Source organism: Pseudocalidococcus azoricus BACA0444, assembly GCF_031729055.1.
Lineage (GTDB): Bacteria > Cyanobacteriota > Cyanobacteriia > Thermosynechococcales > Thermosynechococcaceae > Pseudocalidococcus > Pseudocalidococcus azoricus.
This window is the reverse complement of sequence record NZ_JAVMIP010000001.1, coordinates 63,048-85,379: the sequence shown is the minus strand read 5'-3', so window position 1 is coordinate 85,379 and position 22,332 is coordinate 63,048. Positions and strand designations below refer to the sequence as shown.

22 protein-coding genes are annotated in these 22,332 nt (G+C 37.2%); 21 read left to right on the top strand and 1 reads right to left on the bottom strand.

The features are described 5' to 3' along the window. The first annotated feature begins 35 nt into the window (after positions 1-35). The 7 genes from rfbF (at position 36) to RIF25_RS00380 (ending at position 6,820) form a co-directional block, all read left to right on the top strand. Complete coding sequence (rfbF, locus tag RIF25_RS00405) at positions 36-809, top strand: glucose-1-phosphate cytidylyltransferase (RefSeq protein ID WP_322876594.1); 774 nt, start codon at positions 36-38, stop codon at positions 807-809. Next, entirely contained in the window at positions 770-1,960 is a 1,191-nt protein-coding gene (gene rfbG / locus RIF25_RS00400) for a CDP-glucose 4,6-dehydratase (RefSeq protein ID WP_322876593.1), read from the top strand. The genes rfbF and rfbG overlap by 40 nt, the downstream gene beginning before the upstream one ends. Further along, entirely contained in the window at positions 1,957-3,303 is a 1,347-nt protein-coding gene (rfbH, locus tag RIF25_RS00395; RefSeq protein WP_322876592.1) for a lipopolysaccharide biosynthesis protein RfbH, read from the top strand. The genes rfbG and rfbH overlap by 4 nt, the downstream gene beginning before the upstream one ends. 231 nt (positions 3,304-3,534) lie before the next feature. After that, a complete protein-coding gene (locus RIF25_RS17010; protein ID WP_407682263.1) occupies positions 3,535-3,933 on the top strand; it encodes a DUF29 family protein in 399 nt (132 codons plus the stop codon). Then, the gene (locus RIF25_RS00390) at positions 3,930-4,832 is read left to right on the top strand and encodes an NAD-dependent epimerase/dehydratase family protein (RefSeq protein ID WP_322876591.1); all 903 of its coding nucleotides are present in this window, start codon (positions 3,930-3,932) and stop codon (positions 4,830-4,832) included. The genes RIF25_RS17010 and RIF25_RS00390 overlap by 4 nt, the downstream gene beginning before the upstream one ends. Further along, positions 4,829-5,881, top strand: a complete 1,053-nt coding sequence (locus RIF25_RS00385; protein ID WP_322876590.1) for an NAD-dependent epimerase/dehydratase family protein — start codon at positions 4,829-4,831, stop codon at positions 5,879-5,881. Before RIF25_RS00390 ends, RIF25_RS00385 begins: the two co-directional genes overlap by 4 nt. 9 nt (positions 5,882-5,890) lie before the next feature. Beyond that, positions 5,891-6,820 (top strand): glycosyltransferase family A protein, encoded by a 930-nt coding sequence (locus tag RIF25_RS00380; RefSeq protein ID WP_322876589.1) that lies wholly within the window; start codon positions 5,891-5,893, stop codon positions 6,818-6,820. Between the two features lie 244 nt (positions 6,821-7,064). Here RIF25_RS00380 and RIF25_RS00375 read toward each other — a convergent pair whose 3' ends face one another. Beyond that, the gene (locus RIF25_RS00375; protein WP_322876588.1) at positions 7,065-7,556 is read right to left on the bottom strand and encodes an acyltransferase; all 492 of its coding nucleotides are present in this window, start codon (positions 7,554-7,556) and stop codon (positions 7,065-7,067) included. A 553-nt stretch (positions 7,557-8,109) separates the two neighbouring features. Between RIF25_RS00375 and RIF25_RS00370 the strand changes: the two genes are divergently transcribed. The 14 genes from RIF25_RS00370 (at position 8,110) to RIF25_RS00305 (ending at position 22,331) form a co-directional block, all read left to right on the top strand. Then, positions 8,110-9,717, top strand: a complete 1,608-nt coding sequence (locus RIF25_RS00370; protein ID WP_407682275.1) for an aldolase catalytic domain-containing protein — start codon at positions 8,110-8,112, stop codon at positions 9,715-9,717. A 4-nt stretch (positions 9,718-9,721) separates the two neighbouring features. Beyond that, positions 9,722-10,408: an acylneuraminate cytidylyltransferase family protein gene (locus tag RIF25_RS00365; RefSeq protein ID WP_322876586.1), complete on the top strand. Its 687-nt coding sequence runs from the start codon at positions 9,722-9,724 to the stop codon at positions 10,406-10,408. Continuing rightward, entirely contained in the window at positions 10,401-11,060 is a 660-nt protein-coding gene (locus tag RIF25_RS00360; RefSeq protein WP_322876585.1) for an HAD family hydrolase, read from the top strand. Before RIF25_RS00365 ends, RIF25_RS00360 begins: the two co-directional genes overlap by 8 nt. 14 nt (positions 11,061-11,074) lie before the next feature. Continuing rightward, positions 11,075-11,884, top strand: coding sequence for a 6-hydroxymethylpterin diphosphokinase MptE-like protein (locus RIF25_RS00355; protein ID WP_322876584.1), 810 nt, complete (start codon positions 11,075-11,077; stop codon positions 11,882-11,884). Positions 11,885-12,040: 156 nt separating this feature from the next. Further along, on the top strand, positions 12,041-13,114 hold the full coding sequence (locus RIF25_RS00350; protein ID WP_322876583.1) for a hypothetical protein: 1,074 nt from the start codon (positions 12,041-12,043) through the stop codon (positions 13,112-13,114). A gap of 246 nt (positions 13,115-13,360) precedes the next feature. After that, the gene (locus tag RIF25_RS00345; protein WP_322876582.1) at positions 13,361-14,386 is read left to right on the top strand and encodes a glycosyltransferase family 4 protein; all 1,026 of its coding nucleotides are present in this window, start codon (positions 13,361-13,363) and stop codon (positions 14,384-14,386) included. Next, positions 14,386-15,627 carry a glycosyltransferase family 4 protein gene (locus RIF25_RS00340; RefSeq protein WP_322876581.1) on the top strand — a complete coding sequence of 414 codons (1,242 nt, stop codon included), beginning with the start codon at positions 14,386-14,388 and terminating at the stop codon, positions 15,625-15,627. Before RIF25_RS00345 ends, RIF25_RS00340 begins: the two co-directional genes overlap by 1 nt. 23 nt (positions 15,628-15,650) lie before the next feature. After that, positions 15,651-16,991 carry a hypothetical protein gene (locus RIF25_RS00335; protein WP_322876580.1) on the top strand — a complete coding sequence of 447 codons (1,341 nt, stop codon included), beginning with the start codon at positions 15,651-15,653 and terminating at the stop codon, positions 16,989-16,991. Continuing rightward, positions 16,988-17,938, top strand: a complete 951-nt coding sequence (locus tag RIF25_RS00330) for a GDP-mannose 4,6-dehydratase (protein ID WP_322876579.1) — start codon at positions 16,988-16,990, stop codon at positions 17,936-17,938. Before RIF25_RS00335 ends, RIF25_RS00330 begins: the two co-directional genes overlap by 4 nt. A 27-nt stretch (positions 17,939-17,965) precedes the next feature. Further along, the gene (locus RIF25_RS00325; RefSeq protein ID WP_322876578.1) at positions 17,966-19,093 is read left to right on the top strand and encodes a glycosyltransferase family 4 protein; all 1,128 of its coding nucleotides are present in this window, start codon (positions 17,966-17,968) and stop codon (positions 19,091-19,093) included. A 76-nt stretch (positions 19,094-19,169) separates the two neighbouring features. Further along, entirely contained in the window at positions 19,170-20,339 is a 1,170-nt protein-coding gene (locus tag RIF25_RS00320; protein WP_322876577.1) for a glycosyltransferase, read from the top strand. Between the two features lie 2 nt (positions 20,340-20,341). Further along, the gene (locus RIF25_RS00315) at positions 20,342-21,343 is read left to right on the top strand and encodes a DUF4351 domain-containing protein (protein WP_322876576.1); all 1,002 of its coding nucleotides are present in this window, start codon (positions 20,342-20,344) and stop codon (positions 21,341-21,343) included. 37 nt (positions 21,344-21,380) lie between these two features. Next, the gene (locus RIF25_RS00310; RefSeq protein WP_322876575.1) at positions 21,381-21,545 is read left to right on the top strand and encodes a hypothetical protein; all 165 of its coding nucleotides are present in this window, start codon (positions 21,381-21,383) and stop codon (positions 21,543-21,545) included. Positions 21,546-21,770: 225 nt separating this feature from the next. Then, complete coding sequence (locus tag RIF25_RS00305; protein ID WP_322876574.1) at positions 21,771-22,331, top strand: WcaF family extracellular polysaccharide biosynthesis acetyltransferase; 561 nt, start codon at positions 21,771-21,773, stop codon at positions 22,329-22,331. The last annotated feature ends 1 nt before the right edge of the window (position 22,332 follow it).

Sequence of the window (22,332 nt, the reverse complement as noted above, 5' to 3'; positions counted from 1 at the left end):
TACTAAACAACTAAATAATTTAAGGCTATTATTTTATGAAGGCAGTGATATTGGCTGGTGGACTGGGGACAAGAATTAGTGAAGAAACACATCTTAAACCTAAACCAATGGTGGAGATAGGTGGTCGGCCAATACTATGGCACATTCTCAAGATTTACAGCAATTTTGGAATTGATGATTTTATTATTTGCTGTGGTTATAAAGGTTATGTAATTAAAGAATATTTTGCAAACTATTTTCTCCATATGTCGGATGTTACGTTTCATATGGACTTGAACTACATGGAAGTCCATCGAAAAAAAGCTGAGAAATGGAAGGTTACTTTAGTTGATACTGGAGACTCTTCAATGACCGGTGGTCGGCTTAAGCGAGTTCAATCTTATGTTGGACATGAAACATTCTGCTTTACTTATGGTGATGGTCTTGCCAATATTGATATTCGAGAATTAGTGAACTTTCATCATCAGCATGGTAGATGGGCCACATTGACTGCTGTTCAACCTCCAGGTCGATATGGTGCTCTTCAATTGGATGAACAGGACGGTATTACTGGGTTCCAAGAGAAACCTCAGGGAGATGGAGGTTGGATTAATGGTGGTTTCTTTGTTCTGGAGCCTCAAGTCTTTGATCTGATTGAAGGAGATGCTACGGTTTGGGAACAACAACCCTTGAAAACGTTGGCAGAAAAAGGGCAATTGGCAGCCTACAAGCATCAGGGATTTTGGCAGCCGATGGATACGTTGCGGGATAAAAATCACCTGGAGGACTTATGGCAGACCTGGAAGGCTCCCTGGAAGGTATGGTCATGACGGAATTTTGGCAAGGAAAGCGAGTTTTTCTAACGGGCCATACTGGCTTTAAGGGAAGTTGGTTAACACTTTGGCTGTTGTCATTGCGGGCTATAGTTTATGGTTACAGCTTAGAATCTGAAACTAATCCCTCTCTTTTTGTTCAACTTGGGCTTGAAAAGGAAATTGACCATCACCTAGGAGATATCCGAGACGCTGAAACCCTTGCTCAGAAAATTATTTCGTTTCAACCTGACATCGTTTTACACTTAGCAGCTCAGCCTCTTGTCCGCCGGAGTTATATAGAGCCGTTGCAAACTTGGGACATTAATGTTCTCGGGACAATCCATGTTTTAGAAGCCCTCAAGAAATTGGCTTATCCCTGTGCTGCGCTTTTTATCACGACAGATAAATGCTACGAAAACCGAGAGTGGGTTTACAGCTACCGAGAAGATGATCCCTTAGGTGGCTACGACCCTTATAGCAGCAGCAAGGCTGGGGCTGAGATTGCCATTGCCAGTTGGAGACGTAGTTTCTTTAATTCTTCTAATATCAACATCAAAATTGCTTCCGCACGGGCTGGAAATGTTATTGGTGGGGGAGATTGGGCTGAAGACCGAATTGTTCCTGATGCGATGCGTTCTTTGCAAGCTCAACAGCCTATTCCGGTCAGAAGTCCGCGAGCCACTCGTCCTTGGCAGCATGTTTTAGAGCCTTTAGGAGGATACTTACTCTTAGCTGAGAAACTCTATCACCAAATTGTTGAGCCGCAAGCCTCAGTAAATTTTTTTGACACTGCGTTCAATTTTGGCCCAAACCTGAGTTCAAACCGTCCTGTAAAAGAACTTGTGACCACTATCCTCAATTACTGGCCAGGCCAGTGGCAAGATTGCTCAAGCCCAACCGCTCTCCATGAAGCCCAACTCTTAAACTTGACAACAGACAAGGCGTTTCATACATTGGGGTGGCAACCCGTTTGGGGCTTTGAGCAAACTATTGAAAAAACAGTTCATTGGTATCGCCAGGCCAGTCAACTTGATTCCAGCCAGCAGTATGGTGATCTTCGAAAGCTAACTCTTGATCAGATTCAGGACTATTCCCGAGACCAAGTTGAGCAGAAGCACAAAGAATCTTCAGATCGTTCAGTTGATGTTATAGGACAAAAATCATGACCCAGACCCCAATTAAACCCTCTGGAATAGCTGATCAAGAAGAGTCTTTGCGGGAAAAAGTTTTCGATGCCGTTAAAGAGTTCTATCAATATAAATTTGCCGAACGAGAGTTTCATCCAGGCCAAACCTATGTTCCGGTTTCTGGCAAGGTTTTTGATGAAAATGAGCTAGTTAGTCTTGTTGATGCATCCTTGGATTTTTGGTTGACAACAGGACGCTATGCCGCTGAATTTGAAACTCAGTTTGCTCAGTGGATGGGCGTTAGGCATTGTCTGCTTGTTAATTCTGGTTCTTCAGCGAATTTAGTGGCACTGTCAACTCTAACTTCAGAAAAACTGGGTGAAAAACGTTTACGGCCTGGTGATGAAGTTATTACTGTGGCAGCAGGTTTTCCAACTACAGTCAATCCCATTTTTCAAAATCAACTGAAGGCAGTTTTTTTAGATGTTCAATTGGGAACCTATGATATTGATACTTCTCAACTAGAAGCGGCCTATTCCCCCCAGACTAAGGCCATTATGGTTGCTCACACCTTAGGCAACCCCTTCAACCTAGATCTGGTTATGGCATTTGCTGAAAAATATGATCTCTGGGTTATTGAAGATAACTGTGATGCTGTGGGGAGTGAATATAACGGTCGAAAAACTGGGAGCTTTGGACATTTAGCTACAGTGAGTTTTTACCCAGCGCATCATATGACTATGGGCGAAGGGGGGGCTGTTTTGACTAATGACACTCGACTTAAAAAAATTGCTGAATCTTTCCGAGATTGGGGGCGAGATTGTTGGTGTCCACCAGGTGTAGATAATACCTGTAACAAGCGGTATGGCTGGCAATTAGGCATGTTACCTTTTGGTTATGATCACAAATATACCTATAGTCATGTGGGCTATAACTTGAAAATGACTGATATGCAAGCTGCTGTCGGTGTAGCCCAGCTAGAGAAGTTACCTCAATTTATTGCCCAACGTCAGGCCAACTATCAATTTTTGCATGAGAAATTGCAAGACCTGGCGAACTATTTGATTTTGCCAGAACCTGCACCTAATTCGACTCCAAGCTGGTTTGGTTTTTTGCTCTATGTCAGGGAAGATGCACCGTTCTCTCGTAATGAGTTAGTCCAATACCTAGAAGAGCAGCGGATTGGAACTCGATTATTATTTGGAGGAAATCTTGTCCGGCAACCAGCTTATAAGAGCTTAAATTATCGAGTGGTGGGGAATCTGAAACATACGGATGATGTGATGGAGCGGAGTTTCTGGATTGGTCTGTATCCAGGACTAACTACGGAAATGTTAGATTATGTCGTGACTGTTATCAAAGATTTTTGTTGGAGATATTAGGACAAAAATTATGATTTTACAACTACACGCTAGGAGCCATATTCTTCAAGGCTATCTGATCAATATCCTCATTTTGCAATCCGCTTGTTATGTGGAGAAATTTAGTAAGCAGGAAGATGAATGGTGGTCTTTTGATTCCATTTCAAGGGTAAAAAGTCAACTTTAAATTCTATTGATTTTTAGATATCAATGCAAAAACTATGTCAACAAGTTAAATTTTAAGGCATATCAATGACACCTAATTCATCACGATATAAACGAAATTTTTATATTTGGGTTAGCGAACAAGTCCATTCTTTAGCTAAGCATCGGGTCGAATGTTTGAACTGGGAGTATCTGGCTCAAGAGTTAGTCTTAGTGAGGAGTAATCAAAAAAATGAAATCAAGAGTCAGTTAGTCATTTTATTAGCTTATTTGTTGAAAGGGCCGTCTCCATCATCTCATCATTCAATTGGCTCGTTCACTGCTATTACTCACCAGCGAGATGATCTCCAAGATGTGTTAAAAGAGAATGCCACTTTATGTCAGTATGATTTCCCTTACACGATTGAGAAAGTTTTAGATTCCGAGTTCATCTGTAATTCGACATTGGATTTTGAATCGGTAATAGGCAAAGGTGATAATCTATGACTACGGTTTTAGTAACTGGTGCAACGGGTTTTCTTGGCAGTCATTTAGTTAGAGCCTTTCTTGGTCATGGCCATCAGGTGGTTATCCTGAAGCGAAGCTTCTCAAACACCACTCGTATTGAAAATATATTATCTGAATGTATTATTTATGATATTGATCAATGTGAGTTGCATCAGCCGTTTGAAGATTTGAAGCAGATTGATATAGTGGTTCACACGGCCACCTGCTATGGAAGGAATAATGAATCAGCAGCAACAATCCTAAGGTCTAATATAGAATTTCCTCTTGACTTACTTGAAACTGCAATTTCTTTTAATATCAATACTTTTTTTAATACTGATACTATTCTTGACTCGTCTTTGAATTACTATGCATTGAGTAAGAAACATTTTCTTGACTGGGCAAGGCAGTTACTAAAAAATAAAAAGACACAATTTATTAACATTAAGCTACAGCATATTTATGGGCCTGGTGATGATGACTCAAAATTTGTAACCAGCATCATGAAAAAGTGTCTTCAAAACTTTAGGTCTATTGACCTTACTCCTGGCGATCAAAAAAGAGACTTTATTTATATTGATGATGTCATTTCCGCTTACTTGTCTCTGTTTAATAATGTAGAAAAACTTTATAGTAATTTTATCCAAGTTGAAGTAGGTACAGGTAATGTAATTTCGATCCGTGAATTAGTTGAGATGATTCATCGAATTACACTCTCAAGTTCACACCTTAACTTTGGTGTGATACCCTATAGAGAAAATGAAATAATGATTTCGCAGGCCAAGACTGAAATACTAAACTCTCTTGGGTGGTATCCTAAGTATTCTTTAAATACTGCCCTACAGTTAATGTACGAAGCGGAATCAGTAAATAGTTGCATGGATGAGGTAGCACTATGAAAGTTCTAGTTACAGGTGGTTGTGGTTTTTTGGGTAGCAATATTGCCTCCTTTTACTTAGATCAGGGTGCTGAAGTATTTATTATTGATGCGCTTTTTCGTCTCGGCTCTGAGAAAAATAAGGAATGGCTGAATCAAAAAGCAGCTAAGAATCAGTTAACTATTGAAGAATTTGATGTTGCCAATAAAATTGATGTTGAGCACTTTTTCAAGACTCATGGAAGATTTGATCGAATTGCTCATTTGGCTGGTCAAGTTGCAATGACAACTTCAATGACAGATCCTTACAGAGATTTTTTAACTAATGTTGTCGGTACATTTAATATTCTTGAGGCAACTCGACACTTTTCTCCAGATGCAACTCTCATTTACTCAAGTACCAATAAGGTTTACGGAGAATTGAAAAATTTAGTTTTTATTGAGGAAGAAACTCGATTTGTCGCTCCCGATTATCCCCGTGGCTTAGATGAGACTTACCCTCTTGATTTCTCAAGTCCCTATGGTTGTTCTAAGGGGGCTGCAGATCAATATATGCGCGATTGGCATCGAAATTTTGGCCTAAAAACAATTGTTTTTCGTCACTCTTCAATTTTTGGTGGCCGTCAGTTTTCTACCTTTGATCAGGGATGGGTAGGATGGTTTATTGCTCAAGCTCTCGAGCAGGAAAAACGAATGAAAGATGGCTTGTCCATTGATTCATTTACCATTGCAGGAAATGGCAAGCAGGTGCGAGATGTTCTTCATGCAGAAGATTTGGTTAGACTGTATCATCAGGCATTTGAAATTGGAGATAAAATCCAAGGCGAAATATTTAATATCGGTGGTGGGATGGATAATAGCTTGTCCCTGCTCGAACTATTTCATTACTTGGAAGAAATATTGAAAGTCAAGTTATTGTATAAATCATTAGAATGGCGTCATTCTGATCAAAAGATCTTTGTTGCAGATATAGGTAAGGTAAAGAATCTAATTCAATGGTCGCCTCAACTAAGTAAAAATGATGGTATAGTAAAGCAGCTTGTTTGGATTAAAAATCAACATCAAATATGAAGGGTTCACATGCTCTTAGAAATCCTTATTCCAACATTTAATCGAGAAAAGTTTTTAATCAAAAACCTTGATTTATTAAACTCTCAAATCTCCAAACTGCCCAATCCTACTCAAGTAGGAGTTATTATTTCTGATAATTGTTCAAGTGATGATACAGTTAAAGTCGTTCAAGAATATATAGCGAAATCATCATTAAAAATTCGCTTGTTACAGCAGGATTGCAATAGGGGCTTAGAAATAAATGCTGTTAATGCTTTATATGCTGCAACTGCTCCATGGGTCATGTTTTTAGGAGATGATGATTATTTGCCTGATGAATATTTAGAATTTATTATCGAGCAAGTTTCAACAAGGCGTGATTTAGGCTGTATTATTCCTGGATCTTCTCGATTATACTCTAATGGTGATATAAAAATTGCTCATGGGGATAAAGATAAGCTAACTTACTTAAAACCAGGATTTAAGTCTGTTTTAAAAATCTCCTATTTTGGACATCAACTCAGTGGTCTCACATTCTTAAGAGATGAGACAATGATTGAAAAATACACAACTAGTAAATATAGAAATATTCAGTTGTTTATTTATTTTATCGCATTCAATATAAATATCAAGAGCTCCATTTATGCTGAAAAATATAAGATACTTGTTTCTCACTTTAATCATAGACATTGGAACTTTGATGAATCAGGGTTACTAATTGATAATTATTTGAATTATTTATTGTTATATCAAAAAAATATATTCAAAGGAATTCTTGCTTGTATTGTATTTACGGATAAGCAAAAATGGAGACTTAGAATTGGAAGTATTAAAAAGTCGTTTAGAAGTTTGAATAATATATTGCATAGCAATAGAATCCCTATAAGCTTAAAAGGAGCACTAGTAGCTTATTTTATATACGCATCCTCTTACAGCCTTTTTCAAAGAATTTTAAGATAGCACTGTAACTATGATCTTAATAACTCAGCATATTTTAAATATTTTGAAAATACAGATCTCAAAAATAAAAATATTACTTCCTACAGTATTAGATAAATACAGCGGTTTCAGCATCCATGTGGCACAGTAAATCCTTTTTCACATAAGGGATGACTTTTAGCTGTATCAGCCTAGTATCGAATCTGCTGTAATGCATTCTTGACATTAAAGATCACCTGCTAACAACTTTAGAAAAATAAAAAAATTAGAATTCCATAGTTCTTAAAATCCGTGCTGGATTACCAACGACAACTGTATTTGAGGGAACATCTTTTGTGACAATAGCTCCAGCTCCGATAACAGAATTGTTGCCAATATATACTCCTGGCAAAATTATCACTCCTGCTCCAATCCAAACATTTTGACCAATCGTAACGGGCTTACGAATACACTCTGCATTGAACCGATCAGTGGTGTTAGTTGGATGGGTTACGCTTACAATAACACAATTACTGGAAATCAGTGTCCCTGAACCAATTATTACTCCCCCACCAGCAAAGATATTTGTATATGAATTGATGATAACATTATCACCAACTTCAACTTTTGGCCAAGGGGTAATTGCCACATTATTAATTTCAACATTATTGCCGCAGGATTTAAAGCAGCTTTTCATACGTTTAATTTTAAATTTTTCATAATCACGCATGAACCTATCAAATACTCTAAATATAAAATTCAATAAAAATTGAAACATAATATAAACTTCTATCACTCTACTTATATCAAGAAAGCATAGCATTACATAAACTACTTTAACTGAACTAAATATTGAAAGTTTTATTTATTAACTTTTTCCATACTTTTCTTTGTCTGATATTTTCCCGGTAGAAAAGATGTAAATGCCAGACTTAAATGATTCATTTTTCCTATTTTAATACTGCTTTGCTGAGATAAGTACTTTCCAAATTCTTGATTATAAACATTATTACAAGGGCCTTTCATTAGATGGATGGCGAAAGCTTTCGCTCACTTTCTTTAGTTTTATATAAGTAAGGCTATTTTATTAATCAAGATATAAGAATAACATCAGTTTCTTATAAATATTATTCTGTTCTGCAAATTATTTACTTGTCACCTATAATTAATCAAAACTGATGAAAAATGCAAAACCGAAATATCGTAGTACTGCAAACAAAAGACTGTCTAAACCTAAACCTTATTTATTGACAAAAAAAGTAAAAAATATGTGCCGTGCGTGCTATAATCACATAAACCCAAAGAAAACTTTACAACGCCAATCAGTAATTATGATTAAGCTCCTAGACTGTACTTTGAGAGATGGTGGATACTATAATTCTTGGAATTTTTCACAAAATTTAATCCATGATTATCTTCAGTCTATGGCGGCTATTTCCGTGGATTATGTTGAGCTGGGCTTCCGTGGATTTCCTCAGGATGATTTTTTGGGTGGGTGTGCATATACTACCGATACATTTATACGCAGTCTAACCATACCAGAGAACTTAAAGATTGGGGTAATGGTTAATGCGAGTGAGTTAATTAAATATGCAGATGGAATTATCCCTGCCCTTCATCAGTTGTTTAAGCCCGCTAGTGATTCTCCAGTTTCATTAGTCCGTATTCCTTGTCACTACTATGAATTTGAACAAACTTTATTAGGATGTGAATGGTTGAAAGACCAAGGCTATCAGGTAGGTATTAACTTAATGCAAGTTGCAGATCGTTCATTAGTCGAAGTTCAACAGTTGTCCCAAATTGCTAGTCATTATCATTTAGATGTTTTGTACTTTGCCGATAGTATGGGTAGTATGAATCCTAAACAAACATCACAGATTATCCATGCCCTACGTGAAGGCTGGTCAGGAGACTTAGGGATTCATACCCACGATAATATGGGACGAGCATTATCTAACTGTGTACAAGCAGTTAAGGATGGTGTTACCTGGATTGATGGAACTGTAACAGGTATGGGACGTGGAGCCGGAAATGTTAAAACTGAGTATCTTGTTGTTGAATTAGCTGAAATTCGTCCTAATGTGTCATGTAACATTATACCTCTGATGGAATTGATTTCAAACTACTTTAGTCCAATGCAACATGAATATGGTTGGGGGACAAACACGTACTATTATTTGGCCGGAAAGTATGGTATTCATCCGACTTATATTCAAGAAATGCTAGCAGATAATCGTTATTTGGATGAGGATATTTTAGGTGTAATTGATCATTTAAAATCATCAGGTGGGAAGAGGTTTAGTCTTAATGCTCTTAATTCAGCACGACATTTCTATACAGGAGAACCTATTGGAACTTGGTCTCCAAAATCATTAATTGCCGGTAGAGATGTTTTAATTCTAGGAACAGGGCCTGGAGTAGAAGTTCATCAGCAAGCTTTGGAAAATTTTATTAGTTCTCAGCACCCTATCGTTATTGCTTTAAATACTCAGACTCATATTGCTTCAGATTTAATTGACTTAAGAGCAGCATGTCATCCGGTTCGCTTATTAGCTGATTGTCAAGAACACTTAAATTTATCTCAGCCCTTAGTTATTCCATATTCAATGTTATCTAAAGATATTAGAAATGAATTAGAAGGTAAAGAGCTTTTAGACTTTGGCTTGGTAGTACAATCTGAAACCTTTAAGTTTGAAGACAACTACTGTATATTACCTACTTCTATGGTTATCGCCTACTCCTTGGCAATTGCGACCAGTGGGAGGGCTAAAAAAATCCTACTGGCTGGCTTTGATGGTTATGGATCGGATGATTTGCGAAATCATGAAATGGATTACCTGTTGAATCTTTACAGTTCAACTCCAGGGGCATTGCCTCTTGTTGCTATCACACCGACTAAATATAGAATTAAGAGAACTAGTGTTTATGAGGTAGGTTAACTCAATGACTGTGACGTGCTTTTTACCCTGTCGACAAGGAAGTGAACGAATAAAAAATAAAAATATAAAGCCATTTGCTGGTTTCAATCATGGGCTTATCGAAATTAAAATTAATCAACTTGCAAATGTAGATTTAATTGATACAATAGTATTGTCAACCAATGATAATACTATTATTGAGTTTGCTAAGACTCTTAGCCTTGAAAAGCTCGTGATCGATAAACGTGATGATTCTTTATGTGCTAGCCAAACTAGAACGGACGACTTAATTCACTATGTTTCTAAAATTATTGACCAAGGGCATATTCTCTGGACACATGTGACATCGCCATTTTTGACTTCTAAATCTTATGTAGAAATAATTAAGCTCTACTTCAAAAGTCTTGACGAAGGCTATGACTCATTGATGACGACAACTGAGCTACGATCTTTTATATGGAATCAAAATGGCCCAGTTAACTATGACAGGGTTATTGAGAAATGGCCTAGAACACAGACGATTACCCCACTGCATGAGGTTAATAGTGGTGCTTTCTTGTGTGATGCATATATCTATAAAAACTATAATGATAGGATTGGAGAAAACCCCTTTCTTTATACTTTAGATAAGATTCAGGGATTTGATATTGACTGGGATGAAGATTTTATTATTGCGGAATCTCTGTTAGATAAAAAGGTAGCGTATGTTTGACTTAGGAAGATATAAGACCTTTATCTTTGATTGTGATGGTGTAATACTTAATTCAAACAAATTAAAAACTGAAGGTTTTTATTACGCGGCTCTACCTTATGGCGAAGAAGCTGCTCAAGCTCTAAGAGCATATCATATCAATCATGGAGGAATTTCACGTTATAGTAAATTTAACTATTTCTTTCAGTCTATCCTTGAAATTCCTATCGATCACGAACAAATGAGACTGCTTTTGGAATCATATGCTTCATATGTTCGTGAAGGATTATATTCTTGTGAAATGGCTCCGGGTCTGAGTGCGCTTCGAAAAGCGGCATCTAATACTAAATGGCTAGTTGTATCTGGTGGTGATCAAGCTGAACTACGAGAAGTATTCAATCGTAGAGGAATTCATAGTTTTTTTGATGGCGGTATATTTGGAAGTCCAGATGATAAAAAAGCAATCTTTGAGCGAGAGCTAAAGGCAGAAAAAAATCTCTTTCCAAGTATATTTTTTGGAGATAGTAAATATGATTATGAAGTAACTGCTAATACTGAAATCGATTTTATTTTTTTATCGGAATGGAGTGAACTACAGGATTGGAAAAGTTTTGTTGATTTCCATAAAATTCAATCTACTAAATCTATTTCAAGTCTTTTATCATTACTATAGATATGGATGAACTGATGGTTAATAATCCTTTTTCATATCAACGTAAAAGTATTAATCCCTATCGTAGTTTTCTAAGAAGTTGTTTAGAAGTAAGTAAAAGAGTGCTCTGGGATATTGATCCTCTTTCTTGGGAATCTAGAACTCAACTATTGCATCTTAAAGATAAATATGTCAATGAAAAAGCTGTAATTATTTGTAATGGACCTTCACTTTTAAAGAGTAATTTATCAAACCTAAATGGTATATATACTTTTGGGTTAAACAAAATTAATCTTTTGTTTGATAAATCATCTTTTCGTCCATCATCTATTGTTTGTGTTGATCCGATTATTTTCTATCAGAATCTTGACTTTTTCAAAACAACTGAAATTCCTTTGTTTCTTGCACATGAGTTCTCCAAAAGCAATCTCCAGCACAATAATAATATTTATATATATTCATCATTTTTAAATACTTTTTCATTTGCCCAGGATTGTTCCTGGAATATCGGTAATTGTGGAACAGTAACCTACACTGCTTTACAGTTAGCTCTCCATATGGGTTTTAGAGATGTTGCAATTATTGGTTGTGATCATAGCTATAAAACTCGAAAAACTTTTGGCTCGATCGAAATAACTGCTGAAAAAGATATTAATCATTTTCACCCAAACTATACCAAAAGTGGTGATAAATGGCAAGTTTCAAATATTGCTGGAATGGAGCTAGGCTACTCAATTGCGAAGGCCGCATATGAGTTTAATAATGGTCGAATTATAAACTGTACAGAGGGCGGATACCTTGAAACTTTCCCAAGGATGTCTTTAGAAGATTGGCTGGTAAATTGATGGTATGTTTATCCTAATATTTGTATCTTTTTACGTATTTTCGGAAGAACTCCTTAATTGATTATCCAGTGTTGGAAGGCTTTATTTTTAAGCTAGAATAAGACTGTTATTTTTGAATATAATTTGTCAATATTACTTAATTGTTCAGGTATTATTTTGGTCAGACTGTTACAAATAGTTCCCGATTTACCTCCATCAGTCAATGGTCTTGGTGACTATGCCTTAAATCTTGCCAGGCCGCTGTATAGTAATTATGGTATTGTTACAGAATTTGCTGTCGGTAATCCAAACTGGAAAAGTACTGATAGACCTGGGTATGTCGAAAACTTCAAAGCAACACCCGTTCAATCTCGAAAAGCTGATGCTCTAGTAGAACTAATCAAAGATCATGAAATCGTTATTTTACATTATGTGGGTTATGGATACGCAAAACGAGGATGTCCCTTTTGGTTAGTGCATGGCCTGGAAGAATGGAAAAAACAAAGAAACTGTAAGCTAATAACCATGTTCCATGAACTCTATGCCTCAGGTACAATTCAAAGCAGCGCTTTTTGGTTACATAATATTCAGAAAAAAATTTGTCAAAATATCCTATCTATTAGCCAAGCTTCTATAACAAGTAATAGGCATTATGTAGAATTACTTCAAAAATTACAAAATAATACGGAACTGAAAATATTGTCACTGCCAGTATTTTCAAACGTAGGTGAAGCTGCTTATAATAAGCCTCTTATTGAACGAGACAAGCATTTAATAATATTCGGGGGAAAAAGCAAGCGACGTTTAATCTATAAAAATTCTGTAGATAAATTAAACTTTGTTTGTAACAGCCTTGATATTACTAAGATTATAGATATAGGTGAACCAATTAGTGGAATTAATTATGATATTATAAATATTGATGTAATGTGTATTGGTAAACAAGAACGTAATATTATATGTTATTATCTAACTAATTCAATGGCTGCTTTTTTAAGTTATCCAAGCAATGTTTTGGCAAAATCAACCGTATTTGCAGCATATTGTTCTCATGGCATCATTCCAATACTAGAAACAAAATATCAGAAAGTTAAAGATGATATTGCGTATGGAACTCATTATTTAACTCCATCTAGTAGCTTTGAAAACTTACATGAGCTTCAGACAATTTCAAATCAAGTTTTTGATTGGTATCAATCCCATACTTTAGAAAAGCAAACTAAAATATTTTCTGATATAATTAAAGACTAACTGGCAAGAATAACTAAATAGATTTAGTATTTATAGACTTATTGATTTAGATAAAGGATTTTGATACATCGTCTACCTAGCCATACGACTTCACTTGTATTAATACTACTGACAAAATATTTTTTGAATCTATGTCAAGTTATTCTGAATTTATCCAAGCTTTGACAAAATTTCAAGGATTTAGTAACAAACAGAGAGCTTTCTTTATACTTATTGAAATTTGAATAGCAATCGCTAATAATTTTTATGAAAATACTGCTTGTCTCATATACTTTCTTTCCAAATATTGGAGGTATTGAAGCAATATCTGAACTATTAGCTACAAATTTTGTGGCTCTTGGGCATGAGGTCATTGTAGTTACACATGCATTAGACTCAGGGGTAAATTGCTCTAAGAAGTTTGACTTCCAAGTAATTCGTAGGCCAAACTTAAATAGAATGCTTAAATGTCTTAAGTGGTGTGATGTTTTATTTCAAAATAATATATCTCTTCTGTACCTGTACCCTAACTTTCTTTATCAAAAACCTTGTGTGATAGCAGTACGCACTTGGATTCAGAGATCGGATGGCCAAATTCGATTGATTGATAAAGTTAAACTTACTTGTTTAAGATTCTCAAATGTTATTTCAATTTCAAAATCTGTTGCTGACAGTATAAAAACTCCCTCTGTTATCATTGGTAATCCCTACAATGACAAGCTATTTAGGGTGATTGGGTGTAATCAACGAATTAAGGATTTGGTTTTTCTGGGGCGCCTTGTTAGTGATAAAGGGGTTGATACCTTAATTTCCGCCCTTAAGATAGTTCATGATTACGGTATAAAAGCTCATCTATCTATTATTGGAGACGGGAGTGAGCGTCTTGTTTTGGAATCACAGGTTAGAGATCTAAATTTAGAGAGATATATCATCTTTGAAGGTGTTAAATCTGGTCAAGTCTTAGTTAGTTTACTGAATCAATTTAAGATAATGGTAGTGCCATCAAGATGGGCAGAGCCATTCGGAATTGTCGCCCTCGAAGGTATAGCTTGTGGTTGTGTTGTTGTCGGTTCTGAAGGAGGTGGCTTAAAGGATGCAATTGGTCTTTGTGGGTTAACTTTTCCTAATGGCGATCACGTTGCTCTTGCTAATGCTTTAATCCGCTTGCTATCCAATAATAAATACCTCGAAAGCTTTAAAATTCATAGAGAAGAACATCTTAAAAAGCATTCATCAAGTTATGTCGTTCAACGATATCTTAACGTTCTGATTAATTCACTCATTAAAAACTAATGTTTATTATTTCTCACCCTACTGGTAATACCTTCTCTAGGTCTCTCTTAAAAGAACTTGAGGACGAGGATCTTGATTTTTTATTTTTTACGACGTTGAGTGTAGATGAGAAATCACGCTTGTTATCTTTTCTACCGTCTTTTGTAAGAGCTGAAATACTAAGAAGAAACTTTAGTATTACTCCTCACCATATTCGTACTAGGCCGTTTCGAGAAATAATTAGATTGATAGCTCCAAAACTTGGGGCACATTTCTTAATTAAACACGAAACAGGTTTTGCTTGCATTGATGCCGTGTATCAGGATCTAGATCAGAATATTAGTGAATATCTATCTCAAGATACCAAAGTAGGTTCCATTCAAGCTGTCTATTGTTATGAAGATGGTGCGTTACAAACGTTTAAGACTGCAAGGCAAAAGGGGATAACCTGTTTTTATGATCTACCGATTGCCTACTGGGAAACCAGCCTAAAATTGTTGCAAGAAGAAGCAGCTCGATATCCACAATGGGAGTCTACACTAATCGGGACTCGTAATTCTTCGGCCAAGTTAGAGCGTAAAACCCAAGAACTACAACTAGCTAACTATGTAATTTGTCCCAGTAAATTTGTCAGGGATTCTCTACCACAAAATATTGTTGACTCCAAAAAAATTCTTGTCTCTGAATTTGGTTCTCCTCAACTTAATCTATCGCAACACGATTTTCAATATCTAAACAAAGGTGTGCCTTTGAGAGTTCTCTTTGTCGGCTCAATGACTCAGCGCAAGGGTTTAGCCGATATATTTGCTGCGTTTAGGCTGCTAAAACGTTATGACATAGAATTATTAGTTTTGGGATCTCCTGTTGTTTCAATGAAATTTTATAAAGAAGAGTTTCCAAATTTTCAATATTTTTCTCCTCGCCCCCACTCTGAAGTCTTAAAACTTATGCGTACTTGTGATGTTTTTCTGTTTCCCTCGATTGTAGAAGGTCGCGCCCTAGTTCAACAAGAAGCAATGATCTCTGGTCTTCCATTGATTACAACTTATAATGCTGGAGCGGATGACTTGGTTGAAGATGGTGTTACAGGTTTTTTGGTTCCAATCCGTTCACCGGAGAGCATTGCTGAAAAGTTGACCTGGTTTGCTGACAATCGCGATAAGATACCTAAAATGAGCTATGCTGCGTTTAATAAAGCGAAAGCCTTAACGTGGGAAAAGTATTCTAAAAAGATAGTCAGCTTAGTCCTTTCTGCCATGTAGTTAACATTAATAAGTTAGCATCCATGAATTCTATAGATAAAAATTTTAAGCTTGTTAAGCTGGCAATTTGGTCATATTTTTGGCTGCTAATTTTTGAAGGCGCAATCCGCAAGTGGATTTTTCCAGGTCTTTCTGGCCCTCTTTTAATCATCCGAGATCCTGTCGTGCTAGCAATTTATTTCTTTGCTATGCGTGCTGGTTGCTTCCCCAAACGATTTATAATGAATTTAGTTTTATTTCTTGGTTTTATATTTATTATTCTTGGGTTTTTGCAGCTCCTTACGAATCCTGAAGCTAACTTGTTCATCACAATTTTTGGCTGGCGAGTTTACTTTTTACATTTACCGTTAATTTACATAATTCCTTCAATCTTTACAATATCTGATGTCAAGGAAATGGGCAAATGGGTTCTACTATTGTCACCTGTCATTGCAATAACCATGATAATGCAATTTTCTTCACCCCCCACAGCCTTTATTAATGCAGGGACAATGGGAGATGAAGTTGGACAAATAGTTGGAGTGGGTAACAAAATTAGACCGCCAGGCCTGTTTTCTTTTATTTCGGGTGCAGCCCAGTTTTTAGCTTTTTCAACATCTTTCATGCTTTGGGGTCTACTCACACCGAAAACATACCCCAAGTGGCTACTTCTTGGCGCAGCGATTTCCATTCCCTTAGCACTAGGCGTGTCAACAAGCCGTACCTCAGTAATTGGTTGTTTACTTATTTTTATAGCATTACCAATCCAGTTTCTATTAAATCCAGTATCAGGTAAGCGGATTCCAATGGTTTTTGTTTCTGCTCTTACTAGCCTTTTCTTCCTGAGTTATATTCCAGCTTTTTCCGAAGGTTTAGATATCTTTAGCCAACGTTTAGAAAATGTCTCGCGCTCTTATAATGCAGATGTTGGTGCTGATTTACCTTCACGAGTTGCTGAGGACTTCCTAGGTGTATTTGATGTGATTGACTTGGTGCCTTTATTGGGATATGGATTGGGTCTAGGAACTAACTTTGCTTCTATTCTCATAACAGGTGAGGCAACCTTTTTACTGGCAGAAGGAGAGTGGGCAAGGGTGATTTTAGAATCTGGCATCTACTTTGGTTTTGTGTTCATTCTTTTAAGGGTTCTCATTCTCTTAAATATGGCCTGGTTGTCTCTTAAAGCTGCTGCAATTGGCAATTCTTTGCCGCTGTTACTTTTTTTATTTGCTGCGCCTGGTATTCTTAATGGGCAGATTGGTCAACCAACAACTCTGGGGTTTATGGTTTTAGGAGGGGGATTATGTCTAGCTGCTCTAAATAATATGAATGAGGAAAGGTATGATGAGATTAAAGCTATACGGGTTGATTCTAAGGCCTTATGAAACATGCTTTAGTTTGTGGAATAGCTGGTCAAGATGGATCATATCTAGCTGAACTTTTATTAAATAAAGGTTATAAAGTTTTTGGAACGTCTCGCGATGCTCAAGTTAGTACACTTGGTAATCTAGTTAAGTTGGGCATAAGAGATAAAGTTTGTTTATACTCTATGTCACTGAATGATTTTAGAAGTGTTTTGCAGGTTTTGAGCCGAGTACAACCCGATGAAATCTACAACCTAGCTGGACAAACATCAGTTGGCTTGTCTTTTGAGCAACCTGTAGAGACAATGGAGAGTATTTCCTTAGGAACTCTTAATTTATTAGAGGCTATTCGCTTTTTTAACCCAGAAATCAAGCTCTACAATGCAGGTTCTAGTGAATGTTTTGGAGATACTGATCAACTCCCTGCAGATGAAATAACTCCCTTTCGCCCTCGCAGCCCCTATGCTGTAGCTAAGTCTGCTGCATTTTGGCAAGTTGCAAATTATCGTGAGGCTTATCATCTTTATGCTTGTTCAGGGATTTTATTTAATCACGAGTCACCCCTTCGCCCCAAGCGATTTGTTACGCAGAAGATTGTTCAGTCTGCTTGCGATATTACTCGTGGAACATCAGAAAAACTAAGATTAGGTAATTTAAAGATTGTGCGTGATTGGGGGTGGGCACCTGAATATGTCCAGGCCATGTACAGAATGCTACAACAAACTGAACCAGAAGATTATGTGATTGCTACCGGAAAGAGTCACTCATTGGAACAATTTATTACCTATGTTTTTGAATACTTGAGCCTAGATTGGCAAGAGCACGTGATCAGTGACTCCGATCTATTTCGTCCAACAGATATTGCCTACAGCTGCGGTAACCCAGCCAAAGCAGCTGTAAAACTCAACTGGCAGGCCCAAACATCACTCAAGGAAATTGCAAAACGTATGGTAGATTCAGTTCTATAATTATTAATCTATGTTTAAAACATTAGCATGAAAATTGTCCTCATTAGTAACTATATTCCTGACGGACAAGAGAGTATGTTACGTTTTGCGCGCCTACTCTACAAAAATTATCAAGATATTGGTCATGATGTTAAAATTATTCATCCACCAATAATTTTGGGTCGTTTTGGTAAGCCTCATCAAGGCTTAGGTAAATGGTTAGGATACATTGACAAATTTTTTCTATTCTCACTAAAACTATTTTATATAAAGGCAGATATTATTCATCTTTGCGATCACGGAAATGCCATGCTTATCCCGTACATCAAATACAAAAAGCACTTGGTGACATGCCATGACTTATTAGCTATACGTTCTGCATTAGGTCTAGTTCCGGAGAATCCTACATTAAGAAGTGGTCGTATATTTCAGAATTTGATTGCCAGTGCTTTATCACAAGTAAAATTTGCCGCTTGTGTTTCTGAAGCAACCCGACAGGCCTTGATATCTTTAGTCAAATTAAATGATTCTCAAACACAAGTAATTTACTCGGGACAGAACTTCAGTTATCACAAGCTTGAAAAAGAAAATATTCAATATCGATTAAGTGAGCTATCAGATTTAACCCTATTCCCTTTTATTCTTCATATTGGTGATGAGAAATGGTACAAAAATCGCCCGGGACTGCTCCGAATTTACTCTCTTTACCTTAAACAGAATCCAGCGTCTCAAGTTAAATTGGTATTAGCTGGCAAGCCATTATCACACTCCTTAAAGCAATATATTCATGAGTTGGGACTAAAAGAAAAAGTAATTGAATGTATCAAACCCACCAATGAACAACTTGAAGCCTTGTATTCAGCTGCCCAGGCCCTATTGTTTCCATCTCTTGATGAAGGCTTTGGTTGGCCAGTGATTGAAGCTCAGGCTTGTGGATGTCCGGTTGTGTGTAGTAATAATGGTGCCTTAGCAGAAGTTGCTGCTTGTGGAGCTTTAACAGCGCCTGCTGAGAATGAAAAGGAGTTGGCGCGATTACTTGAGAAAGCAATACATGATCAACAAACTCGAGAACAAATGATTAGGGAAGGGTATGAAAATACAAAAAAATTTACTACAAAAAGAATGATAAATGAATATCTAGAACTGTATCAAAAAATTATTGATGATCAAGTTTGAGTAGATAACTCAATTTTGAGTAGATAACTCAATCAAAAGTTGCAGACAGTATGATGACGCTTGTTTTCACGAAAAAATGAAGATACTCCACTGTATTCGATCTGTCAATCCCAAAGGTGGTGGGCCAATTTCTGGGGTAATTGCCCGTGGGCTTGTCTTAAAGCAGTGGGGACATCTGATCAAAATTGTTAGTTTAGATGCACCAAATGCTGATTTTTTGGAAAATCTACCAGTCAAAGTTTATCCTCTTGGCCCAGGCCTGACCGGATATGGATATAGTTCTAAGCTTGTTCCCTGGTTGAAAAAAAATGCAAAAAACTATGACTGTGTGATTATTAATGGGATTTGGCAGTTTAATAGCTTTGGAACTTGGCTAGCTTTGCATCGTAGTTCGGTTCCCTATTTTGTGTTTACCCATGGGATGCTAGATCCTTGGTTTAAGCGGACGTATCCATTCAAACATTTGAAAAAATGGCTGTATTGGCCCTGGGCAGACTATCGAGTACTGCGAGATGCCAAAGCCGTTCTTTTTACCTCTGAAGCCGAAAAGGTTCTTGCCCGTCAATCATTTTGGCTGTATCAATGTCGAGAAAAAGTTGTTGCCTATGGAACCGCTGCACCTACAGGGAATCCAGATATTCAATCTCGATTATTTTCTGAAAAATTTCCCCATCTACTCAATAAACGACTCGTTCTGTTCTTGAGCCGGATTCATGTCAAAAAAGGCTGTGATTTGCTTATCCAGGCCTTTGCCAAAATTTGTAATCACGATGAGAGGTTTCATTTAGTCATGGCTGGCCCTGATCAAACGGGGTGGCAATCTGATTTGGAAAAATTAGCGGAAAATTTAGGAATTGCAAATCGCATCACTTGGACAGGAATGTTGCAAGGAGACTTAAAGTGGGGAGTTTTTCATAGTGCTGAGGTTTTTTGTTTGCCATCTCATCAGGAAAATTTTGGAATAGCAGTAGCGGAAGCTCTGGCCTGTGGCTTACCCGTTCTCATCTCTGATCAAATTAATATTTGGCAAGAAATAGAAGCAGACCAGGCCGGGTTTGTTGCTCCAGATACGTTGGCCGGGACTATCGAACTTTTAACTCGTTGGCTCAATCTTCCTAATGACGATAAATTACAAATGCGCCAAAATGCCCAGGCCTGTTTTTTGTCCCGCTTTGAAATTCACCAGGCCACAGAATCTTTTTTAGAAACTATTCATTCTTATCTTGATCAACCATCAATCCACTAAAAATGATCCCCTCTGATGAAATATCACCACATACAGATAGTGATTCTCCTTGGAAGGAATTAATTGAAGCCTTCTTCCCCGAATTTATCGAGTTCTTTTTACCAGAAGCATTTACCGAAATTAACTGGAGTCGAGGCTATCAATTTTTAGACAATGAACTCCAACAAATTACAGCCGATGCCGAACTAGGTCGTCGTACTACCGATAAGCTGATTAGAATTTGGAAAGTTGATAATATCGAGGCCTGGGTGTTAGTTCATGTGGAAGTTCAAAGTACATCAACTCCAGATTTTGCCGAGCGGATGTTTGTCTATCGTTACCGAATTTATGACCGTTTTCGGAAACCTGTAGCCAGTGTGGCAATTTTAGCGGATGAATCTTTAAGTTGGCGACCCAGTGAATTTCGGCAAGAGCTATGGGGAAGTGAGGACTATACCCGATTTCGGAGCATTAAACTGTTAGATTATCAATCCCAAGAAGAGACCCTGTTAGCGGCAACTAATCCCTTTGCAATGGCTGTGGTCGCACATTTACGAGCGTTGGCCACGAAAAAAGATCGAATTCTCCGCAAACAATGGAAATTAGAACTGGTGAAGTTACTCTATGAAAAAGGATATGAGACAAGCAAAATTGTGAATCTATTCCGGTTTATTGATTGGTTACTGAGCTTACCCCAACAACTTACGCTAGACTTTTGGCAGGAGTTAGCTGTCTATGAACAGGAGAAAAAAATGCCATACATTACAAGTGTTGAGCGCATTGGGATCGAAAAAGGACAACAGCAAGGATTACAGCAGGGATTAGAACAAGGGTTACAGCAAGGATTGAAACAAGAAGCTGCTTTAATTATCCGAATGTTGGAGCGGAAGGTTGGGGATTTATCTGTGGAACAGGTGGCCCAGGTTCAATCACTACCGAAAGAGCAATTAGAAACCCTTGGCCTGGCACTCTTAGACTTTGAAGGTATTAGCGACCTTAGGGATTGGCTTGGGAGTTTAAGATAGGAGCTTTTTCCAGGCCGGGTTTGTTGCTCCAGATACATTGGCCGGGACGATCGAACTTTTAACTCGTTGGCTCAATCTTCCTAATGACGATAAATTACAAATGCGCCAAAATGCCCAGGCCTGTTTTTTGTCCCGCTTTGAAATTCACCAGGCCACAGAATCATTTCTAAAAACCATCCAGTCCTGTCTTCTTCAACCATAATCCAATACCCTAATAAGTTGTGATACCCAAGGCTAAAATGCAATCAAATACTGAGATTTAGCATCCTTGAAAATATTTAATGACAGCCTTAAAGTTTGAACAATTAGACAAATTGGGGCTGAGATTAAAATCTTGATTTGAAATAGAATTTTATAAAAATTATAATTTTTGTACTTTTTAACTACTTAACGTAGAATAAGTGAATGAATTGCAACATAATTATCTATGAGTGATACGCTTAGAAGTAATGATCCTTATACACAACCGAGCTTTTCACTTAGAAATCGGCTACTTCGATTCATCTGGAATATATTTTACCAGCTATTATTTCGTTTTTCACCGCGACCCTTACACGAATGGAGATCGCAATTACTTCGTCTATTTGGAGCCAAAATTGGTAGGCATTGCCATGTTTATCCCAACGCTAAGATTTGGGCCCCTTGGAACTTAATTATGGAAGACTACTCCGGCATGGCTGATGATGTGATCTGCTACTCAATGGCGACTATCCATCTAGGGAAAAGAGTTGTTATTTCGCAGGGAACTTATTTATGTAGTGGTTCTCATGACTATGAAAGTCACAATTTTCAACTTTATGCTAAGCCAATTTATGTTGGAGACCAGGCCTGGATCTGTGCACAAAGTTTTATTTGTCCAGGTGTTACGATTGGTGAGGGGGCAGTTGTTGGAGCTAGATCTGTTGTTACCAAGGATATCCCGGCCTGGATGGTGTGTGCTGGCAACCCCTGTAAGCCTTTGAAAGTCAGGACTATTCAAGCCCATTAGA

Coding starts and splice junctions, on each gene's coding strand:
- rfbF (WP_322876594.1), top strand. CDS start 36: ATGAAGGCAGTGATATTGGCTGGTGGACTGGGGACAAGAATTAGTGAA.
- RIF25_RS00345 (WP_322876582.1), top strand. CDS start 13,361: ATGAAAATACTGCTTGTCTCATATACTTTCTTTCCAAATATTGGAGGT.
- RIF25_RS00375 (WP_322876588.1), bottom strand. CDS start 7,556: ATGTTTCAATTTTTATTGAATTTTATATTTAGAGTATTTGATAGGTTC.
- RIF25_RS00365 (WP_322876586.1), top strand. CDS start 9,722: ATGACTGTGACGTGCTTTTTACCCTGTCGACAAGGAAGTGAACGAATA.
- RIF25_RS00315 (WP_322876576.1), top strand. CDS start 20,342: ATGATCCCCTCTGATGAAATATCACCACATACAGATAGTGATTCTCCT.
- RIF25_RS00370 (WP_407682275.1), top strand. CDS start 8,110: ATGATTAAGCTCCTAGACTGTACTTTGAGAGATGGTGGATACTATAAT.
- RIF25_RS00325 (WP_322876578.1), top strand. CDS start 17,966: ATGAAAATTGTCCTCATTAGTAACTATATTCCTGACGGACAAGAGAGT.
- RIF25_RS00335 (WP_322876580.1), top strand. CDS start 15,651: ATGAATTCTATAGATAAAAATTTTAAGCTTGTTAAGCTGGCAATTTGG.
- rfbH (WP_322876592.1), top strand. CDS start 1,957: ATGACCCAGACCCCAATTAAACCCTCTGGAATAGCTGATCAAGAAGAG.
- RIF25_RS00305 (WP_322876574.1), top strand. CDS start 21,771: ATGAGTGATACGCTTAGAAGTAATGATCCTTATACACAACCGAGCTTT.
- RIF25_RS00330 (WP_322876579.1), top strand. CDS start 16,988: ATGAAACATGCTTTAGTTTGTGGAATAGCTGGTCAAGATGGATCATAT.
- RIF25_RS00390 (WP_322876591.1), top strand. CDS start 3,930: ATGACTACGGTTTTAGTAACTGGTGCAACGGGTTTTCTTGGCAGTCAT.
- RIF25_RS00385 (WP_322876590.1), top strand. CDS start 4,829: ATGAAAGTTCTAGTTACAGGTGGTTGTGGTTTTTTGGGTAGCAATATT.
- RIF25_RS00380 (WP_322876589.1), top strand. CDS start 5,891: ATGCTCTTAGAAATCCTTATTCCAACATTTAATCGAGAAAAGTTTTTA.
- RIF25_RS00320 (WP_322876577.1), top strand. CDS start 19,170: ATGAAGATACTCCACTGTATTCGATCTGTCAATCCCAAAGGTGGTGGG.
- RIF25_RS17010 (WP_407682263.1), top strand. CDS start 3,535: ATGACACCTAATTCATCACGATATAAACGAAATTTTTATATTTGGGTT.
- RIF25_RS00340 (WP_322876581.1), top strand. CDS start 14,386: ATGTTTATTATTTCTCACCCTACTGGTAATACCTTCTCTAGGTCTCTC.
- rfbG (WP_322876593.1), top strand. CDS start 770: ATGGCAGACCTGGAAGGCTCCCTGGAAGGTATGGTCATGACGGAATTT.
- RIF25_RS00355 (WP_322876584.1), top strand. CDS start 11,075: ATGGTTAATAATCCTTTTTCATATCAACGTAAAAGTATTAATCCCTAT.
- RIF25_RS00360 (WP_322876585.1), top strand. CDS start 10,401: ATGTTTGACTTAGGAAGATATAAGACCTTTATCTTTGATTGTGATGGT.